This window comes from Caulobacter sp. FV2ps19 (assembly GCF_058681035.1).
Window position 1 is genome coordinate 123,002 of sequence record NZ_CM178729.1, and the last position, 16,518, is coordinate 139,519.

A 16,518-nucleotide genomic window follows, 5' to 3' on the forward strand; every position below is an offset into this window, starting at 1 on the left:
CAACCCTGCCGGGCCCTGTGCGGATAGGACCCGGAGCGGTGTCTGTCCAGCAATCGCGGCGAAGTTTGGACGGTCTTCGCGATGATCCTCGCCCTTCGCCCCTAGGCCTCGGCGCCGTCGCCCGGCGCAGCGGCCTCCGCCACCGGCTCGGGAACCCCCGCCAGGCTCAGATCGAACACCGAGCCGCCCGGCCCCGTCTCGACCAGCACCAGGTCGCCGCCGTGGCCCTGGGCCAGTTCGCGGGCGATGGCCAGGCCCAGCCCCGTGCCGCCGCGGCGCACCGAGCCGACGAAGGGCTGGAAGATATTGGCCTGGGCCCGGGCCGGGACGCCGGGGCCGTCGTCGGACAGCCGCAGGATCGACAGGCCGTCGCCGCGATGCAGTTCGACAAATACCCTGCCCTTGCCGCCGCGATCGGGCGCGCCTTCGATGGCCTCGCGGGCGTTGCGCAGCAGATTGGTCAGGATGCGGTGCAGTTGGTCGGGATCGGCCAGCACCTGGGCGCGCGGATCGATCACCGTCTCCAGGGCCACGCCGCGGGGGGTCAGGCCCGAATCCTCGGCGGCGCTATCGAGCGCGGCGCGCAGCGGGGTCGGACGGGCCACCGGCGGCGGCTCCTTGGACTTGCCATAGGTCATCACGTCGGTGGCCAGGGTGATGGCGCGATCCAAAGCCCTTTCGAGGCGGGGAAGGGCCTGGGCCACCTTGGGATCGCCCAGGGCGGCCAGACGGTCAGAGGCCATCTGGGCGCTGGTCAGCATGTTGCGCAGGTCGTGATTGATCTTGGCCACAGCCTCGCCCAGGGCCGCCAGCCGCGCCTTGGAGGCCAGGGCGGTCAGCAGGTCGGTCTGCATGCGGTCCAGCTCGAGTTCCGCCCGGCCGATCTCGTCGCGACGGGTGGAGACCACGATCCGCGCCGCGGGATCGGATGGGTCGGCGCGGAACTGTTCCATGGCGCGGGTGATCCGCTGCATGGGGCGCACCAGAAAGATGTTGAGGAACAGATAGACCAGCAGACCCGCCAGGCCGGCCACGAATACGGTCATCCCGGCCAGGCGCCAGAAATAGGCGACCAGTTGGGCCTTCAGCGGGGCGTCGGGCAGCACGACCTCGACGAACTCGGCCCGGCGAAAGCGTGGCTCGGCCATCACGCGGACCATGCTGCCCGGCGGACTGGTCAGGGTGAAGAACGGGGCGGCCAGCCACGAGCCCGGGTTCTGGCTGCGCAGGTCGACCAGATAGGGCGTCGCCATCGGCGCTTTGGGCGGCAGGACCAGACGCCGGGCGCCGTCGACCTGCACGGCGACGGTCACGGCCCCGGCTTGGTCGAACATCTGGGCCGCGACCTGGTCGCTGACCCGCAGTTCGGGATCGGATTCGGCGATGGTCGAGGCCAGTTCGCCGGCCCGCACGCGGTCCAGCAACCACTGCTTCTCATAGGCCGCCAGGGTGGGCGGCAGGATCATCAGGCCGGCCGCGGTGACGACGAAGGCGGTGAACAGCAGCAGGCGCGCCGACAGGCCGCGCGGCCACGGGAAGCGCCGTGGAGCTGGCGGGGGCGGGTTATCCGGCGGCGAGACCCTCTCGGTCATGATGCTGGGTTACTTCAGGTCGGGCGTGGGGGCAACGCGCCCACGTCGCCAATGGCGCCACAGCGGCGGCAGAAAGGCCAGCACGCCCATGCCGATGATCGGCAGGTAGATCCTCGGTGTCAGCAGGGTCCCCAGCGAAACCGCGCCGCCCTGGGCGAAGAGATGGCCCAGACCGGCGCCGATGCCGGCATAGACAAACGAGCTAGGCACCATGCCCAGGAAGGACGCCAGCAGGAAGGTGCGCACCGGCACGCCCACCAGCCCCGCCCCGACATTGACCAGCAGCAGGGGAAAGGCCGGGATCAGCCGCAGAGTCAGCAGATAGGAAAAGGCGTCCTGTCGAAACCCGGCTTCGATCGACAACAGCAGCCGGCTGGGCCAGCGGCGCAGGAAGTCGCCAAAGGCGGTGCGGCAGACCAGGAACACCACCGTGGAGCCGCCCGTCGCCCCCGTGACCGCCGCCGCCCCGCCGCCCAGCGGGCCAAACAGAAAGCCGCCGCTCAAGGACAGGATCAGAGCCCCGGGCAGGGAGACCGAGACGGTCGCCACATAGACGCTGACATAGATCAGCACGCTCAGCAGCGGGCGTTCCCGCGCAAAGGTCTGCAGGCTTTCGCCCCGGGCGCGCAGCTCCTCCAGCGACAGATGCTCGGCGACGCCGCTGGCCAGGGCCAGGATCAGCAGCACGACCAGAACCGCCAGGGGTCCGAAGCGCTGCAACAGCATCAGGGCGCGTCCACGGGTCATGCGGCGCCGATCGCATCCTCAACACGGGTAAAGCCGTCGGCGCGCAGCCGCGCGGCCAGGTCGCGCTTGATGCGCACCACCAGGCCCGGCCCGCCATAAACGAGGGCTGAATAGAGCTGCAACGCGCGTGCGCCCGCCCTGATCTTGGCGTAGGCGCCGGCACCGTCAGCGATCCCGCCGGCCCCGACCAGGGCCACACGACCGGCGGCGGCGGCATGGAAGCGGGCCAGCATGGCGGTGGACGGGGCCAACAGGGGCGCGCCCGACAGACCGCCGGTCTCGCCAGCCTGGGGCGACTTCAGGGCCTCGGGACGGGCGATCGTGGTGTTGCTGACGATGATTCCGTCCAGGCCATTGGCGACCACGGTCTCGACGATGGCCTCGACCTCGCCATCCTCCAGATCGGGCGCGACCTTCAGGAAGATCGGATAGTCGCTGGTCGAGCTGGCCTTCAGCATCGCCCGGGTTTCCGCCAGCCGGCCCAGCAGCTCTTCCAGAGCCGCCTTGGTCTGCAAGGCGCGCAGGCCCGGCGTATTGGGCGAGGAGATATTGGCGGTGAAGTAGTCGGGCAAGCCCCACAGCCGGGTCAGGCCGGTGACATAGTCCTCGATCCGGTCGGTCGCGTCCTTGTTGGCGCCGATATTGGCCCCGACGAAGCCGTGGCGACCGGCGCGCTTGGCCAAACGATCAGCGAAGGCTTCGAGCCCTGCATTGTTGAAGCCCATGCGGTTGATCACCGCCTGGTCCTGGGTCAGGCGGAACAGGCGCGGACGCGGATTGCCGGCCTGGGGCAGAGGCGTGACGGTGCCGGCCTCCACGAAGCCGAAGCCGGCGGCCAGCATGGCGTCGGGAACCTCGGCGTTCTTGTCGAAGCCGGCGGCCAGACCCACGCAACTGCTCAGATGCAGGCCGGCCAGGTTGATCGACAGCAGCGGATCGGCCGGCGCGCCGTCGCGGGGGCCAAGGCCCGCCTTCAGCCCCTGGATCGCCAGACCGTGAGCATCTTCAGGATCAAGGACATGCAGGGCGCGGGCGGCGACATCGTGAAAGCTCATGCGAGAAGAACGCCCAGTTGCGGCACGCCGTCGGCGTCGAGGTCCAGATCCCGGCAGGACACGACCTCGGTCGGCAGCAGGGGACGATAGAGATGCGGAAACAGCGCCCCGCCCCGCGAGGCTTCCCACTTCAACGCCTCGCCCAGGGTTTCAGCCTCAACGCCCAGCAAAACCAGGTCGGCCTGGCCGGCGAACCACTTGGCGGCGGTCTCCTGGGCCTGATCGGCGCCCGACAGATGGATGAAGCCGTCCGCCAGATCGACGGCCGAACCGTCGAATCGGCCAAGCGCCTGGGCGGCGTCCCACGCGGCGCGGGACAGGATCTTGTAGATCAGGGTCATTCTCCGCCGTTCCCGCCATGCTCGGCGGCGTAGAACAGATGCTCCAGCACCGGCGGACCGCCCGCGCCGAAGGCGAACACCGCCGCCGTCGCAGTGGGGAAGCGGTTGCGGATCTTGTTGAAGATCAGGGGCTCGGGACCGCCCTGGACGGTCAGGCGCAGGGCCAGTTCGTGCAGACCCGGATTGTGGGCGATCACCATGACGACGCCGGCGCCCTCGCCCTCATCCTCGATCGCCGTCATCACCTCCTCGGGCTCGGCGTGATAGAGATCGCGGCGAAATTCGACCCGAACCGTGGGAAAGGCGGCCGAAGCAGCCTCGAAGGTTTCGCGGGTGCGGCGGGCGCTGGACACCAGCACCAAGTCCGGCGCGGCGCCCTTGGCCGCCAGCAGCCGACCGATCAGGGTCGCGTCTTCGCGGCCCCGCGACGTCAAGCCGCGTTCGAAGTCGCCGCCGGTCGCGGCCTGCCGTTCGGCTTGGCCGTGGCGCATGAGGATCAGACGGTCCATGGCAACTCCATAGCCTTCAGAGCGCTGCGCCGAAAGCGCGCGGTTGACACCTTCTTCTGCAAGCGGTCCAAGGCGGCATGGCTGACTTAGATTTGGTCGCATCCACGACAGTCGACGGCGGTGTCTGGCGGTTTCCGGCCAGCCAGCCGCTGCATCTGGATTCCGGCGGGACCATCGACGGGCTGGAGGTCGCTTACCAGACCTATGGCCGGCTCAACGCCGACCGCTCCAACGCGGTCCTGATTTGCCACGCCCTGACCATGGACCAGTACGTGGCCTCGGCGCACCCCACGACCGGCAAGCCCGGCTGGTGGCCGCGGCTGGTGGGGCCCGGCAAGCCGCTGGATCCCGACCGGCATTTCATCATCTGCAGCAACGTGGTCGGCGGCTGCATGGGCTCGACGGGACCGGCCTCGGTCAATCCGGCCACCGGCAAGCCCTGGGCGCTGTCGTTCCCGATGATCACCATCGCCGACATGGTCCGGGCCCAGGCGATGCTGGTCAAGGCGCTTGGGGTCGAGACCCTGTTCGCCGTGGTCGGCGGCTCGATGGGCGGCATGCAGGTGCAGCAGTGGGCGGTGGACTATCCCGAGCGGCTGGCCAGCGCGGTGATCATCGCCTCGGCCGCCCGCCACTCAGCCCAGAACATCGCCTTCCACGAGGTGGGCCGTCAGGCGATCATGGCCGACCCCGACTGGCGCGGCGGGGCCTATGCCGACCATGGCGTGCGGCCCGAAAAGGGCCTGGCCGTGGCGCGGATGGCCGCCCACATCACCTATTTGTCCGAACCGGCCCTGCAGCGGAAGTTCGGCCGCGAGCTGCAGCGCGACGGCCTGTCCTGGGGCTTTGACGCCGACTTCCAGGTGGAGAGCTATCTGCGCCACCAGGGCGCCAGTTTCGTCGACCGGTTTGACGCCAACAGCTATCTCTACATCACCCGGGCCATGGACTATTTCGACATCGCCGCCAGCCATGGCGGGGTGCTGGCCAGCGCCTTCACCCGGGCCCGCCACATGCGGTTCTGCGTGCTGAGCTTCACCAGCGACTGGCTCTATCCCACCGCAGAGAACCGCCACATCGTGCGGGCCCTGACGGCTGCAGGCTGCCGTGTCGCCTTCGTCGAGATCGAAAGCGACAAGGGCCATGACGCCTTCCTGCTGGATGAGCCGGTGATGGACGCCGCCCTGGCCGGGTTTCTGGGATCGGTCGAGCGAGAGCGGGGGTTGGCGTGAGCCGTGCGACGAAGATCCTCTCCCCGATGGGGGAGGCGACCGAAGGTCGGTGGGGGAAGACCGCAATGAATCAGCCGTCCCTTCCCCCTCCGTCGGCTGCGCCGACACCTCCCCCTCCAGGGGGAGGACTTTCGGCATGACCATGACCACCCGCGAAGACTTCCGCGAAATCCTGCGCCTCGTGCGGCCCGGTTCGCGCGTGCTGGATATCGGCTGCGAGGAGGGCGCGCTGCTCGACCTGTTGGCGCATGAAAAGCAGATCGACGGTCGCGGGCTGGAGATCAGCGCCGGCGGCGTCGCCGCCTGTATGGCGCGCGGGCTTTCGGTGGTGCAGGGCGACGCCGACCAGGACCTCGACCACTTCCCGGACAAGACCTTCGACTATGCCATCCTGTCCCAAACCCTGCAGGCGACGCGCCGGCCGCGTCATGTGCTGGACGAGATGCTGCGCATCGCCGACCGGGCCATCGTCTCCTTCCCCAATTTTGGCCACTGGCGGGTGCGCTGGTCGCTTTTAAGCCGGGGCCGGATGCCGGAGACCAAGGCCTTGCCCTTGCCCTGGTGGGCGACGCCCAACATCCATCTGTGCACCCTGGCCGACTTCCTGGCCCTGACCGACGATCTGAACGTGCGGGTCGACGCCTGCGCCGCCTTCGCCGCCGGCGCCGCTGCGCGGTCGATCGATCCATCCCGCCCGATCGAGAACTGGCGGGCCGAGTCCTGTCTGTTCATGCTCAGTCGGGTCGAGCCGGGCCGACGGGAGGCCGACGGCGTGGAACCTCCAGCTGTCTCAGGCGATCTCTTCGACGGATGACGCTTCGACTGATGACCTACAACGTCCACCGCTGCGTGGGCACCGACCGCGCACTGGACGTCGAGCGGGTGGCCGACGTGATCGCCGCCGAGAATCCCGACGTCGTGGCGCTGCAGGAACTGGACGTCCTGCGCCGGCGCACCAAGACCGTGGATCAGGCCCACAGGCTGGCTGAACTGCTGAAGATGAAGTTCCACTTCCATCCGGCCATGGGGGTGGAAGACGAACTCTATGGCGACGCCATCCTCACCGCCCTGCCCGAGCGCCGGATCAAGGCCGCCGGCCTGCCGCTCTATCGCCGGATCCCGGGCCTTGAGCCGCGCGGCGCCCTGTGGATCGAGGTGATGGTCGGCGGCACGCCCGTCCAGATCATCAACACCCACCTGGGCCTCGTGCCCCAGGAGCAGAAGCGTCAGGCCGCCGCCCTGCTGGGTGAGCAATGGATGGCCTCGGAAGGCTGGACCGCCCCCGGCGTACTGATCGGGGATTTCAACGCCTCGCCCTATTCCGCCACCTACCGCATGCTTCGCACCGTCCTGCGCGACGCCCAGACGCCCAGCGGCACATGGCTGCGTCCGGCGACGGCGACCTTCCCGTCCAGCTTCCCGTTCATGCGCATCGACCATGTCTTCCTGACCAAGGGCCTGGAGACGGTGTCGGTGCGCTCGCCCTACGACGCTCGGGCCAGGGTCGCCTCAGACCACCTGCCGCTGGTCGTGGACTTGGAGATTACGGCTGCAAATGCTCTGGCAAGGCCGGCGGCGGCGACGCCAGACGGTCCAGATCCCGCTTGAGCCGAACGCGACGACCCCAGGGTCGCCATGCGTCCTCGGGTGAAAGGGCGTCGCCCAGGTTCCAGTCGGCGATGAATTGCTGAACCCCGGTCAGATGTTTGATCGGCACGGGTTTAAGCCGGCGTGGCGGGCCGCCCTTGACGTCCAGGGCGTTGATCGTCGCCGCCAGACTGCCTTCGCGGATCAGGGTGTCGAGCACATCGAGCGGATCGCGGGCCAGGAAGTGCGCGATCAGGCGAACCAGAAAGGCCGTGACAACCTCGCGCTGCTCGCTGGTCGTGGCCTCGAACGCCAGGTCGCATTCGGTGTCCAGGCCGATCGAGCGATTGTTCAGATTGGCTGAGCCGACCCGCAGCAGCCGATCATCGATGATGGCCACCTTGGAATGGACGATGATCGCCGCCCCCTTGGGCGTGTGGGCGCTGAAGGCCGAGAACCGCTTGTGGACGTCGATCGAGCGCAATCGGTTGATGGCCGAGGTACGGGCGCTGTCCATGGTGATCTGGTCAAAATAGCTGGGGCTATGCGCCGGTCCGACGGTGACCACCTCGGGTCCGTCGGGCTCAGCCAGCCGTTCGGCCAGGGCCTCGACGATGATCGGCGAGGTCAGATACTGGTTTTCAAGATAGATCAGTCGTTTGGCCGCGCGGATGCCCGCCAGGTGCAACTGCAAGCTTTCGGTGATCTCGGGGCGGCCCTTCCAGGCCGCGCTGGTCCGACTGATCGCCACCGGCATCTGACGCAGATCAGGCACAAGGTCATGCGGCCACGGGGCCTCGTCAGGCTTTTCCGGATGGACGACGGTCTCGCCGGTGGCGTTGCGCCAGCGCTCTGCGAACATGTCGCCCAGCGCGCTCGCCGCCTTCCCGTCGACCAGCATCGCCACCTCGTGCCGGGCGGGATAGTGCCGCCCGGTGGGCAGACGCCGGATCGGGTGGTTGTCGAGATGCTCGCAGGTGTCCCAGCGGTCCGCGCCGATGTCGCCGCCGCTGACCAGGGCGGTGACCCCGTCGATGATGATCACCTTCTGGTGGTGGCAGGCCGAGGCGGGCAGCGTGCCGTCAAGATGGTACTTCACCCGGGAGCCGGCGAAAAAGGCCGCCCCGCGCTGGGGCGCAAACAGCAGGGCGGCGGCGATGGGGGGCGGCATGTCCCAGGCCAGGATGCGCACGTCCAGGGCGGGATTCAGAGCCGCCTGCCGTCGCAGCAACAGGCCGACGCGATCGACCTGTTTTAGATCGCGGCTCTTCCTCACGCGATCCGGGTCCAGACGGGTCAAGGGGTCGAACACCCAGGCCAGAATCCAGATCGAGCGCCTGGCCGCCAGCAACAGCGGCTTGAGGGCGTCGAAGGTTTCATCATTGTCGATGAACACGGCAAGCCGGTCGGCGGTCTCGACGCGCCAGCAATTATAGTCCGGCCGGAAAACGGAAGACGGCTCGCCCATGGTACTCCTATCGCGTTCGGCTCCCACAACGCACGGAGGCTTTTAAGGCTCCGCTTGAACCTCGGCGCCCTGACAGTCGCGTTCGGATAAAGGATAGCCGACACAGCGGCGCGGAAACCCCGCCTGTTGGGTCGACCGCCGTGAGGCCCAACCCTCTGCCCCGTATCCCGGGCAAGACGGGATAGCCCATTGCGGGGGCGGTATGGAAGCGCGCGAATGAGTGCGCGAAATCTCGGTCAAAGCCTAACCGAAGGGGGGAAGGCGCTCGACTGTCTGGCGCCGACGCCCTATCCGGCGATCGCCGCCGCGTCGCGCTCGCCGGTGCGGATGCGCAGGGCTTGTTCCAGGTCCATGATGAACACCTTGCCGTCGCCGATCTTGCCCGTGTTGGCGGTGCGCTGCAGGGCTTCGACCACCGGCTCGACCACGTCGATGGGCACGGCGATCTCAAGCTTGACCTTCGGCAACAGCTTCACCTCGTACTCGGCGCCGCGATAGACCTCGGTCTTGCCTTTCTGCCGGCCATAGCCCCGCACCTCGGTGACCGTCAGCCCCGATGCGCCCGCCTCGGTGACCGCTTCGAGAACAGCGTCAAGACGGCTCGGCTTGATGATGGCGACGATCATTTTCATGGCGCGGCTCCCGCAGCGAAACAGTGACAACAGAGTCAAGCTAGGCTCGGAACGCGGTGCCTCCAAGAGCGATCCGTCACGAAGTCAGGTCGGCGCCTGCCGAACAGGCGCCGTACGCGCCGGGCTTGGCCCCACGGGACTCGGAGTCAGAACGCCAGGGGCAAAAACCCGCACCCGGGCGCGGTGCCCGCGCGGTTTGACCGCGAAGGTCTGCTTGACGGCTTCCATCAGGATCAAGCCGGCGAAGCGCGGCCAGAGCCGGGCGCCGACCTGTTCGAACCCTTCGGCCCAGCCGGCGGTCATGGCGACGGGCGGCGCATACAGCGCGCGGGTCCAGCCGGCGGGCTCCAGATCGGCGTCGCGGATCAGGCGCTCCAACTGGCTGCGGCTGAACGGACGGCCATGTCCAAACGGCGTGCTCTCGGCCCCGGCCCAGAAGCCATCGCGTGAGGCCACGGCGACGATGAGCCGCCCGGTCGGAGCCAGGACCCGGCCGATCTCGGCCAGAACAGCCGCCGGATCGTCGGCTTCCTCGAGGGCGTGGACGGCCAGAACCCGATCAAACATGGCGTTGGGCAAGGGCAGTGCGGTTTCCTCGACCAGACAGGCCAGGTTGCGCACGCCGTACGGCCAGACCTCGACCCCCTGGCTGGCGGGCATCGCGGCGACCACCCGGCGGGCGCTTTGGCGGGCCGAGTCCAGAAAGGGCGTCGCGTAGCCCAGACCCAGCACATCGAGTCCGCGGGTGTCGCCCCACGCCTCCTCGATCTTGCGCGCCAGCATCTGTCGCGCAGCGCGACCCAGCGGGGTAGCGTAGAAGGCTCTGAGATCGAGCACGTCGCGACGCATTGAGACTCCGGGGCGGCAAGATCATCTATGTAGGCGGTGGCGCGGTCCGCGTCACTGTCTCGCACGAACAGAAGGCCCGCTCATGTCGCTGACCGTCCACCAGTTTGCATGCCTGTCCGACAACTATGGCTTTCTCGTGCGCGACGATGCGACCGGAAAGACGGCGACCATCGATACGCCGGACGCCGACGCCATTCTCGCCGAACTGGGCCGGCTCGGCTGGGGCCTCGACCTGATCCTCAACACCCACTGGCACCCCGACCACGCGGGCGGCAACGCGGCGATCAAGGCCGCGACAGGCGCCACCATCGTCGGCCCCGCCGAGGTCACCCGCATCGCCCCGCTGGACCGCGAAGTCGGGGATGGCGAGATCGTCGAGCTTGGCGAGACCCGCTTCACCGTGATCGACACCGGCGGTCATACCCTGGGCCACATCGCCTATTCCGATGCAAAGGACGATATCGTCTTCGTGGGCGACACCCTGTTCGCGCTCGGTTGCGGGCGGTTGTTCGAAGGCACGGCTGAACAGATGTGGGACTCGCTGGGCCGACTGACGGCCCTGCCCGACCAGACCACCGTCTATTGCGCCCATGAATATACCGCCTCCAACGCGCGCTTCGCTTTGTCGGTCGACGACGATCCGGCGGTGAAGGCGCGCGCCGATCAGGTGTTCGCGGCCCGGGAACGCGGCGAACCGACCGTGCCGACCTCGATCGGCGTTGAGAAGGCGACCAACCCGTTCCTGCGCGCGCCGCTGCTGAGGCCGGGCCTTTCCCCCGCCCTGGCCTTTGGCGAAATCCGCGCCGCCAAGGACGGCTTTCAGGGATGAGGACCGATCGCGGCATTTCAGGCGATCTGGGCGCCAAGGAAATCATCCGGATGCTCGACCTGCGGCCCCATCCGGAGGGTGGCTGGTATCGCCGCACCTTCGAGGATGTCGCGCTGCACGGCGACCGCCCCGCCTCGACGGCGATCTATTATCTGTTGGAGGCCGAGCAGATGTCGGCCTGGCATCGGGTCGATGCGGTCGAGGTCTGGCACTATCACGCCGGCGCGCCGATCTCGCTGACCCTGTCGCCGCCCGACGGCAAGGGCGCGACAGCCCATGTGCTGGGGCCGGACCTTCGCGCCGGCTGCCGGCCGCAGGTGGTTGTGCCGACCCTGTGGTGGCAGACCGCCGTCAGCCTCGGCGCCTGGACCCTGGTCGGCTGCACGGTCGCGCCAGGGTTTCGCTTCGAGGGCTTCGAACTGGCGCCGCCCGCCTGGCGCCCGGACCTTCGCGAGGCCTGATCTGGTACCCGTTTCGAGCACAAACGCCCTGGGCCGAGACAATTTACCGCACCCAAGCGACAGCGCTTTTCAGGGCGGGCCGCTGCAAGGCGATGTAACTGGGTTCTCTCAAATTGGGGGCCTGGGATCAGTTATGTCGGACGAGTACCTTGACGCGCGCGCAGCCGCCCGCAGCGCCACGGACTATCTTTTGCGATGGGTCGAGATCGCAAACGAGGCCCACGGTGTGGATATCCTCTATTCCCTGGTCTTCACCACGCTTTGGGCCGGCAATGTCTCGCATCTGCGGGGCCGAACCTATGCGCAGGTTGAAGATATCCCGCCCGACGACGAGCGGCGCCCCATCACGATCCGTCAGGTCGCCGATTCCCTGGGCCTGCCTTACGAAACCGTCCGCCGTCGCGTCGTCGAGATGCTCAAGCGCGGCATGGCGGTCAAGGTCGGGCGCGAGGGATTCATCGTGCCCCTGGAGGCCCTGGCGCGCCCCGAAATCGTGAACGCGCTCAAGCGATCGCACACCAGCCTGCTGCGGATGCTCAAGGAATTGAAGGCCATCGGCATTGAAGCGAGCTGACGCCTCTGGATGATCCGCAGCAGGCCTAGCGGTTCACGACCTTGACGATACGCTTGGAAGACGGCCGCCCGGCCGCGCCCTGGCCGGGCGCGTAGGTGACGATCAGGTCGCCGTTCTTGAACGTCGCGCCAGGCTTGTCCCCCTTGGCCAGCAGCACCCGTCTCACCTTGGCCAGGATCGACCGATCGCCCTTGCGCGCCATGCGCTCGAACGCCTCGGCGGTGATCGTCGCGGACTCAGCGACCAACACCGAGGTTTCCGGCTCAGCGTCCTGAACCGTCTCGAACGGCACAAGCCGCTGAGCCGCGCGACTGGCCCGGCTGCTGGCCTGCCCCATGCGCTGGAACAGGGTATTGGGCGAAATGACCGCGGGCGGCTGGATCGACGGCGCCTTGCCCATCAGGGCTGCGGCGGCGCCGTTGGGATTCTCCTCGGTGAAGAGGGTCATGCCGCCCAGCTTGGTGGCGCGCAGAACCGGTTCGCCCATCTCGTTGCGATAGATGACGTCGCCGCGCGGCGCCGGCTGCGGCGAAAGAACCCAGACTTCGGCGCTGTTCTCGAACTTCATCAGCGTCAGCGGCGAGGCGCGGTCGAGCACGAAGGCGCTGCCGGTCTCGGACACATAGCGGGCGACGGGCGGCGGCGGCGGACGCCGCGAAGGGGAAAGGCTGCGATGACCCAGCAGCGCATCCCTCAGGGACTGCACCGCCTGTTGAGCCCCCGCCGGCGAAGCGATCGCCAGAATGGCGACCATCGCGAGGACGGTCCTTGCCCCCCGGCCGCCGTTCAAAACCATCGAACTCTTCATGGACCCGTAATGCCCGTCGACTAGGGCGAATCTTGGACAGTCGCGCATATCGACGACACCGCACAATCGCGCGTCGCCACCCCAAGGCCAAGCTTTCACGATGAAATACCGGGGGTCGTCAACCTTCACGATGACAGCCCGGGCGCTAGTCGCGACCGGGCTGTCCGTGGATTCGAAGCCGCAAAGCGACCTCAGGCGGCCATGTATTGTCCGCCGTTCAGCGTCAGGGTCGCGCCGGTGACAAAGCCCGCGCGCTCGCCGGCCAGGAACGAGACCATGTCGGCGATCTCCTCGCCCTTGCCCAGGCGGCCCACCGGGATGCCGGCGATGATGCCGGCCAGCACGTTTTCCGGCACGGCGGCGACCATCTCGGTGTCGATATAGCCGGGGCAGATCACATTGACGGTGACGCCCTTCTTGGCGTTCTCGAGGGCCAGGGCCTTGGTGAAGCCGATCAGCCCGGCCTTGGCGGCCGAATAGTTGGTCTGGCCCATCTGGCCCTTCTGACCATTGATCGAGCTGATATTGACGATCCGCCCCCAGCCGCGCTCGCGCATGCCCTCTATGACCGGGCGGGTCATGTTGAAGGCGCTATCCATGTTGACCCGGATGACTTCCGACCACTGCTCGTAGGTCATCTTGTGCAGCATGCCGTCGCGGGTGATGCCGGCGTTGTTGACCAGCACGTCGATCGGGCCGAGCTCGGCCTCGACCGCCTTCACGGCGGCGGCGCAATCATCGAACGAGCCGACATTGCCCTTCACAACCATCACGCCAAGGTCCTTGGCGCAGGCGGCGGCGGCCTCTTCATTGCCGGAATAGCCGGCCGCGACCTTCATGCCGTCGGCCACCAGTCGCTCGCAGATCGCGCGGCCAATCCCCCGGGTGCCGCCGGTCACGAATGCAACTCTCGTCATGTGTCTCTCCCGCAAGTGTTCTTATGGTTCGCTCGATCAGGCGCCGGAACAAGCCTCCGGCGCCTTGATCATCGTCAACAGCCTGTTCAGATCGCCTCGACGCACATGGCCACGCCCATGCCGCCGCCGATGCAGAGGGTGGCCAGACCCTTCTTGGCGCCCGAGCGCTTCATCTCGTGCAGCAGGGTCGTGAGGATCCGGGCGCCCGAGGCGCCGATCGGATGGCCGATGGCGATGGCCCCGCCATTGACATTGACCTTGCTGGTGTCGAGGCCGAGCTCGCGAACCACGCACAGGGACTGGGCGGCGAAGGCTTCGTTGGACTCGACCAGATCAAGATCGGCGACGGTCCAGCCGGCCTTCTCGAGGGCCTTCTTGCTGGCCGGGATCGGACCCGTGCCCATGATCTCGGGCTCGACGCCGGCATTGGCCCACGAGGCGATACGCGCCAGAGGCTTGAGGCCCCGCGCCTTGGCCTCATCCGCGCTCATCAGCACCAGGGCGGCGGCGCCGTCATTGAGACCCGAGGCATTGGCGGCGGTGACCGAGCCGTCCTTGGTGAAGGCCGGACGCAGACCCGAAATGGCGTCCAGAGTCACGCCGTGACGAATGAATTCGTCCTTGTCGACGATGGTGTCGCCCTTGCGACCCTTGATGGTGACCGGAACGATCTCGGCGTCGAACCTGCCGGCCTTCTGGGCGGCTTCGGCCTTGTTCTGGCTGGCGACGGCGAAGGTGTCCTGGTCGCCGCGGGTGATCTGCCAGCGTGACGCGATGTTCTCGGCGGTCTGACCCATGTGATAGCCGTGGAAAGCGTCCCACAGCCCGTCCTTGATCATGGTGTCGACGAACGACAGGTCGCCCATCTTCTGACCGTTACGCAGGTTCTGGGCGTGCGGCGCCTGGCTCATGCTTTCCTGGCCGCCGGCCACCACGATCCTGGCGTCGCCGGTCTGGATCTGCTGGGCCGCCAGGGCCACGGCGCGCAGGCCCGAGCCGCACAGCTGGTTGAGGCTCCAGGCCGGGCTCTCGACGGGGATGCCGGCGTTGATCGCGGCCTGGCGAGCGGGCCCCTGACCGGCGCCGGCCTGCAGAACCTGACCCAGGATCACTTCATCGACATCGGCGGCGGCGATGCCGGCGCGCTCGATGGCGGCCTGGATGGCGATCTTGCCCAGTTCCGAGGCGGGCAGGCTGGACAGCGCCCCGTTGAAGGAGCCAACCGGCGTGCGGGCGGCGGAAACGATGACGATGTCGCTCATGGCGAGGCTCCCATAACGATCTTGACGCGACGCCTTAGCAGTTGCGGCGCCTTTGCTTTTTTGCAGTGCAGCAGCACAATGCATAACCGCCCGCATTCGTCACGGGCACATTTTCATGGCTTGTTGCGTCTTCCAAGTGTTCTGACCACTGGCGCCATGCCTTTGCATTGGCGATAGTGCGATGCGAAAAGCGGGCGACACCGCTGTCCTAGGGAACGAAATGTCCGAGAACCCTGAAAAAGGCGAAACCGCCGCCGGAACCGAAAAAGCTGCCGGCCAGCGCGTTATCATCAAGAAATACGCCAACCGTCGCCTCTACAACACAGCGTCCAGCTCGTACGTCACCCTCGATCACCTGTCGGACATGGTGAAGGAGGGCGTCGACTTCGTCGTCTATGACGCCAAGTCCAATGACGACATCACCCGCTCGGTCCTCACCCAGATCATCTTCGAGGAAGAAAACCGCGGCGGCGGCCAGAACCTTCTGCCCATCCAGTTCCTGCGTCAGCTGATCGGCTTCTACGGCAATTCCATGCAGGCCTTCCTGCCCAGCTATCTGGAAATGTCGCTGGAGAGCTTCACCAAGCAGCAGGAACGCATGCGCACCCAGTTCGCAGGCGTCACGCCGGGCCTGACCGCCGCCAAGCTGCCGGTGGGCGTTGGCGTCTATGAAGAGCAGATCCGCCAGAACATGGCGCTGTTCGATCGGGCGATGAAGATGTTCTCGCCGTTCGCCTATGCCCGCCCCGAGGACGCTGCTGCAGCCTCTGCCGCCGCCGCAGCGCCAGATCCCGCGCCCCCCGCGCCTGCGCCGCAGCAGCCCAGTGAAGATTCCCTGGCCGATCTCAAGCGCCAGCTGGAGGCCATGCAGCAGCAGATCGAGAAACTGGCCACCAAGCCCTGAGAGTCAAACCTTAAGGCGCGGGAAACCAAGCCAAACCATCCGTTCTTAACGGTCACGGCCCTACGGTCTTCACCATGAATGGCCCTGTCGATCCCCTCCGGCGTTCCGGCCCCACGCGGCGCGCGCTCATCGTGCGCCCAAACACCTCCGACGACTCCGCCCATCAGGCCGAGCCCGAGGAAGTCGTCTTCGTGCGCGACGAGAACCCCGCTCCGCCACCCCGCAAGGGCGGCTTTGCGACCTTCGCCGCCCATCTGATGGGCCAGAGCGGTCAGAAGCGCGGTCTGCGCGGTGGGCAGGAAGTGCTCGCCTCGGCGCGATCGACCTATCTTGGGACGGAATTTTCCGGTGAATCGGACCGACGTCCCCAAGCGGGCCTGATCAAGAAGACCCAGATCTAGGGTTCATACCTCCCAAGACGCGCTTCAAGCGCCGCGACCCTGGCTTCGAGGGCCGCGATCTTCCGGTCTCGCGCATCGACCAAATCCGGCGGCGGCCGGACCCCCGCCCGCAAGGCCGCTTCGGCCGGCGTGACGCCCAAAAGCTCAGCAAAAGCCGTCAGTTCACTCCAGGACAGTTCGCGCTGATCCTTGAACGCCAGCGCCAGAGCCGCCGCGTCCATCCCGGCCACGGCCGCCAGGGCGCCGCGATCCAGACCCCGCTCGGCCAGCCGCGCCTCGTACCAGTCGCGATCGAAGAACAACGCCATCAGGATTTCATCCTTAGGCGCCCCGCTTGGCGCCGGTCTTGC

The 16,518-nt window shown here is 67.4% G+C and carries 20 protein-coding genes; 8 read left to right on the forward strand and 12 right to left on the reverse strand.

What is annotated here, in order from left to right; all coding sequences use genetic code 11:
• Positions 1–101: 101 nt before the first annotated feature.
• From ACW18B_RS00540 to ACW18B_RS00560, 5 genes are read right to left on the reverse strand one after another with little or no spacing between them, the layout of a single operon-like run.
• Positions 102–1,592, reverse strand: a complete 1,491-nt coding sequence (locus tag ACW18B_RS00540; protein WP_492048911.1) for a sensor histidine kinase — start codon at positions 1,590–1,592, stop codon at positions 102–104.
• Positions 1,593–1,601: 9 nt separating this feature from the next.
• Complete coding sequence (locus ACW18B_RS00545; protein ID WP_492048912.1) at positions 1,602–2,339, reverse strand: TVP38/TMEM64 family protein; 738 nt, start codon at positions 2,337–2,339, stop codon at positions 1,602–1,604.
• The gene (locus ACW18B_RS00550; protein WP_492048913.1) at positions 2,336–3,394 is read right to left on the reverse strand and encodes a quinone-dependent dihydroorotate dehydrogenase; all 1,059 of its coding nucleotides are present in this window, start codon (positions 3,392–3,394) and stop codon (positions 2,336–2,338) included. The genes ACW18B_RS00545 and ACW18B_RS00550 overlap by 4 nt, the downstream gene beginning before the upstream one ends.
• The gene (locus ACW18B_RS00555) at positions 3,391–3,735 is read right to left on the reverse strand and encodes a DUF952 domain-containing protein (protein ID WP_492048914.1); all 345 of its coding nucleotides are present in this window, start codon (positions 3,733–3,735) and stop codon (positions 3,391–3,393) included. The genes ACW18B_RS00550 and ACW18B_RS00555 overlap by 4 nt, the downstream gene beginning before the upstream one ends.
• A complete protein-coding gene (locus ACW18B_RS00560) occupies positions 3,732–4,244 on the reverse strand; it encodes a SixA phosphatase family protein (protein ID WP_492048915.1) in 513 nt (170 codons plus the stop codon). The genes ACW18B_RS00555 and ACW18B_RS00560 overlap by 4 nt, the downstream gene beginning before the upstream one ends.
• 77 nt (positions 4,245–4,321) lie before the next feature.
• Here ACW18B_RS00560 and metX point away from each other — a divergent pair, with 77 nt between their 5' ends.
• From metX to ACW18B_RS00575, 3 genes are all read left to right on the forward strand, one after another.
• Positions 4,322–5,476 carry a homoserine O-acetyltransferase MetX gene (gene metX, locus ACW18B_RS00565; RefSeq protein ID WP_492048916.1) on the forward strand — a complete coding sequence of 385 codons (1,155 nt, stop codon included), beginning with the start codon at positions 4,322–4,324 and terminating at the stop codon, positions 5,474–5,476.
• Positions 5,477–5,612: 136 nt separating this feature from the next.
• On the forward strand, positions 5,613–6,290 hold the full coding sequence (metW, locus tag ACW18B_RS00570; RefSeq protein WP_492048917.1) for a methionine biosynthesis protein MetW: 678 nt from the start codon (positions 5,613–5,615) through the stop codon (positions 6,288–6,290).
• The gene (locus ACW18B_RS00575; RefSeq protein ID WP_492048918.1) at positions 6,287–7,084 is read left to right on the forward strand and encodes an endonuclease/exonuclease/phosphatase family protein; all 798 of its coding nucleotides are present in this window, start codon (positions 6,287–6,289) and stop codon (positions 7,082–7,084) included. Before metW ends, ACW18B_RS00575 begins: the two co-directional genes overlap by 4 nt.
• Here the strand turns inward: ACW18B_RS00575 and ACW18B_RS00580 are convergent.
• The 3 genes from ACW18B_RS00580 to ACW18B_RS00590 form a co-directional block, all read right to left on the reverse strand.
• Positions 7,020–8,531: a phospholipase D-like domain-containing protein gene (locus ACW18B_RS00580; protein WP_492048919.1), complete on the reverse strand. Its 1,512-nt coding sequence runs from the start codon at positions 8,529–8,531 to the stop codon at positions 7,020–7,022. The genes ACW18B_RS00575 and ACW18B_RS00580 overlap by 65 nt on opposite strands.
• A gap of 287 nt (positions 8,532–8,818) precedes the next feature.
• Positions 8,819–9,163, reverse strand: a complete 345-nt coding sequence (locus ACW18B_RS00585; RefSeq protein WP_492048920.1) for a P-II family nitrogen regulator — start codon at positions 9,161–9,163, stop codon at positions 8,819–8,821.
• Positions 9,164–9,247: 84 nt separating this feature from the next.
• Positions 9,248–10,012, reverse strand: a complete 765-nt coding sequence (locus ACW18B_RS00590; protein WP_492048921.1) for a class I SAM-dependent methyltransferase — start codon at positions 10,010–10,012, stop codon at positions 9,248–9,250.
• An 82-nt stretch (positions 10,013–10,094) separates the two neighbouring features.
• Between ACW18B_RS00590 and gloB the strand changes: the two genes are divergently transcribed.
• The 3 genes from gloB to ACW18B_RS00605 all read left to right on the forward strand — a co-directional run bounded on the left by gloB (position 10,095) and on the right by ACW18B_RS00605 (position 11,876).
• Positions 10,095–10,841, forward strand: coding sequence for a hydroxyacylglutathione hydrolase (gloB, locus tag ACW18B_RS00595; RefSeq protein ID WP_492048922.1), 747 nt, complete (start codon positions 10,095–10,097; stop codon positions 10,839–10,841).
• The gene (locus tag ACW18B_RS00600) at positions 10,838–11,302 is read left to right on the forward strand and encodes a cupin domain-containing protein (protein ID WP_492048923.1); all 465 of its coding nucleotides are present in this window, start codon (positions 10,838–10,840) and stop codon (positions 11,300–11,302) included. The genes gloB and ACW18B_RS00600 overlap by 4 nt, the downstream gene beginning before the upstream one ends.
• A 133-nt stretch (positions 11,303–11,435) precedes the next feature.
• A complete protein-coding gene (locus ACW18B_RS00605; RefSeq protein ID WP_492048924.1) occupies positions 11,436–11,876 on the forward strand; it encodes a hypothetical protein in 441 nt (146 codons plus the stop codon).
• A 25-nt stretch (positions 11,877–11,901) separates the two neighbouring features.
• On the opposite strand, the gene ACW18B_RS00610 is transcribed toward ACW18B_RS00605, so the two are convergent.
• From ACW18B_RS00610 to ACW18B_RS00620, 3 genes are all read right to left on the reverse strand, one after another.
• Positions 11,902–12,630 (reverse strand): DUF4908 domain-containing protein, encoded by a 729-nt coding sequence (locus ACW18B_RS00610; protein WP_492048925.1) that lies wholly within the window; start codon positions 12,628–12,630, stop codon positions 11,902–11,904.
• Positions 12,631–12,875: 245 nt separating this feature from the next.
• Entirely contained in the window at positions 12,876–13,601 is a 726-nt protein-coding gene (locus ACW18B_RS00615) for a beta-ketoacyl-ACP reductase (protein ID WP_492048926.1), read from the reverse strand.
• Between the two features lie 86 nt (positions 13,602–13,687).
• On the reverse strand, positions 13,688–14,863 hold the full coding sequence (locus ACW18B_RS00620; RefSeq protein ID WP_492048927.1) for an acetyl-CoA C-acetyltransferase: 1,176 nt from the start codon (positions 14,861–14,863) through the stop codon (positions 13,688–13,690).
• Positions 14,864–15,083: 220 nt separating this feature from the next.
• On the opposite strand from ACW18B_RS00620, the gene phaR reads away from it, so the two are divergent.
• Together phaR and ACW18B_RS00630 are read left to right on the forward strand one after the other, a co-directional pair.
• Positions 15,084–15,767, forward strand: a complete 684-nt coding sequence (gene phaR, locus ACW18B_RS00625; protein ID WP_492048928.1) for a polyhydroxyalkanoate synthesis repressor PhaR — start codon at positions 15,084–15,086, stop codon at positions 15,765–15,767.
• 131 nt (positions 15,768–15,898) lie between these two features.
• Complete coding sequence (locus ACW18B_RS00630) at positions 15,899–16,168, forward strand: hypothetical protein (RefSeq protein ID WP_492048929.1); 270 nt, start codon at positions 15,899–15,901, stop codon at positions 16,166–16,168.
• Here the strand turns inward: ACW18B_RS00630 and ACW18B_RS00635 are convergent.
• Entirely contained in the window at positions 16,165–16,482 is a 318-nt protein-coding gene (locus tag ACW18B_RS00635; RefSeq protein ID WP_492051820.1) for a DNA-binding protein, read from the reverse strand. The genes ACW18B_RS00630 and ACW18B_RS00635 overlap by 4 nt on opposite strands.
• Positions 16,483–16,518 lie beyond the last annotated feature (36 nt).

What these genes read in the sequence shown, in the direction of transcription:
- ACW18B_RS00540 (WP_492048911.1), bottom strand. Translation starts at nt 1,592, where the DNA reads ATGACCGAGAGGGTCTCGCCGCCGGATAACCCGCCCCCGCCAGCTCCA.
- ACW18B_RS00545 (WP_492048912.1), bottom strand. Translation starts at nt 2,339, where the DNA reads ATGACCCGTGGACGCGCCCTGATGCTGTTGCAGCGCTTCGGACCCCTG.
- ACW18B_RS00550 (WP_492048913.1), bottom strand. Translation starts at nt 3,394, where the DNA reads ATGAGCTTTCACGATGTCGCCGCCCGCGCCCTGCATGTCCTTGATCCT.
- ACW18B_RS00555 (WP_492048914.1), bottom strand. Translation starts at nt 3,735, where the DNA reads ATGACCCTGATCTACAAGATCCTGTCCCGCGCCGCGTGGGACGCCGCC.
- ACW18B_RS00560 (WP_492048915.1), bottom strand. Translation starts at nt 4,244, where the DNA reads ATGGACCGTCTGATCCTCATGCGCCACGGCCAAGCCGAACGGCAGGCC.
- metX (WP_492048916.1), top strand. Translation starts at nt 4,322, where the DNA reads ATGGCTGACTTAGATTTGGTCGCATCCACGACAGTCGACGGCGGTGTC.
- metW (WP_492048917.1), top strand. Translation starts at nt 5,613, where the DNA reads ATGACCATGACCACCCGCGAAGACTTCCGCGAAATCCTGCGCCTCGTG.
- ACW18B_RS00575 (WP_492048918.1), top strand. Translation starts at nt 6,287, where the DNA reads ATGACGCTTCGACTGATGACCTACAACGTCCACCGCTGCGTGGGCACC.
- ACW18B_RS00580 (WP_492048919.1), bottom strand. Translation starts at nt 8,531, where the DNA reads ATGGGCGAGCCGTCTTCCGTTTTCCGGCCGGACTATAATTGCTGGCGC.
- ACW18B_RS00585 (WP_492048920.1), bottom strand. Translation starts at nt 9,163, where the DNA reads ATGAAAATGATCGTCGCCATCATCAAGCCGAGCCGTCTTGACGCTGTT.
- ACW18B_RS00590 (WP_492048921.1), bottom strand. Translation starts at nt 10,012, where the DNA reads ATGCGTCGCGACGTGCTCGATCTCAGAGCCTTCTACGCTACCCCGCTG.
- gloB (WP_492048922.1), top strand. Translation starts at nt 10,095, where the DNA reads ATGTCGCTGACCGTCCACCAGTTTGCATGCCTGTCCGACAACTATGGC.
- ACW18B_RS00600 (WP_492048923.1), top strand. Translation starts at nt 10,838, where the DNA reads ATGAGGACCGATCGCGGCATTTCAGGCGATCTGGGCGCCAAGGAAATC.
- ACW18B_RS00605 (WP_492048924.1), top strand. Translation starts at nt 11,436, where the DNA reads ATGTCGGACGAGTACCTTGACGCGCGCGCAGCCGCCCGCAGCGCCACG.
- ACW18B_RS00610 (WP_492048925.1), bottom strand. Translation starts at nt 12,630, where the DNA reads ATGGTCGCCATTCTGGCGATCGCTTCGCCGGCGGGGGCTCAACAGGCG.
- ACW18B_RS00615 (WP_492048926.1), bottom strand. Translation starts at nt 13,601, where the DNA reads ATGACGAGAGTTGCATTCGTGACCGGCGGCACCCGGGGGATTGGCCGC.
- ACW18B_RS00620 (WP_492048927.1), bottom strand. Translation starts at nt 14,863, where the DNA reads ATGAGCGACATCGTCATCGTTTCCGCCGCCCGCACGCCGGTTGGCTCC.
- phaR (WP_492048928.1), top strand. Translation starts at nt 15,084, where the DNA reads ATGTCCGAGAACCCTGAAAAAGGCGAAACCGCCGCCGGAACCGAAAAA.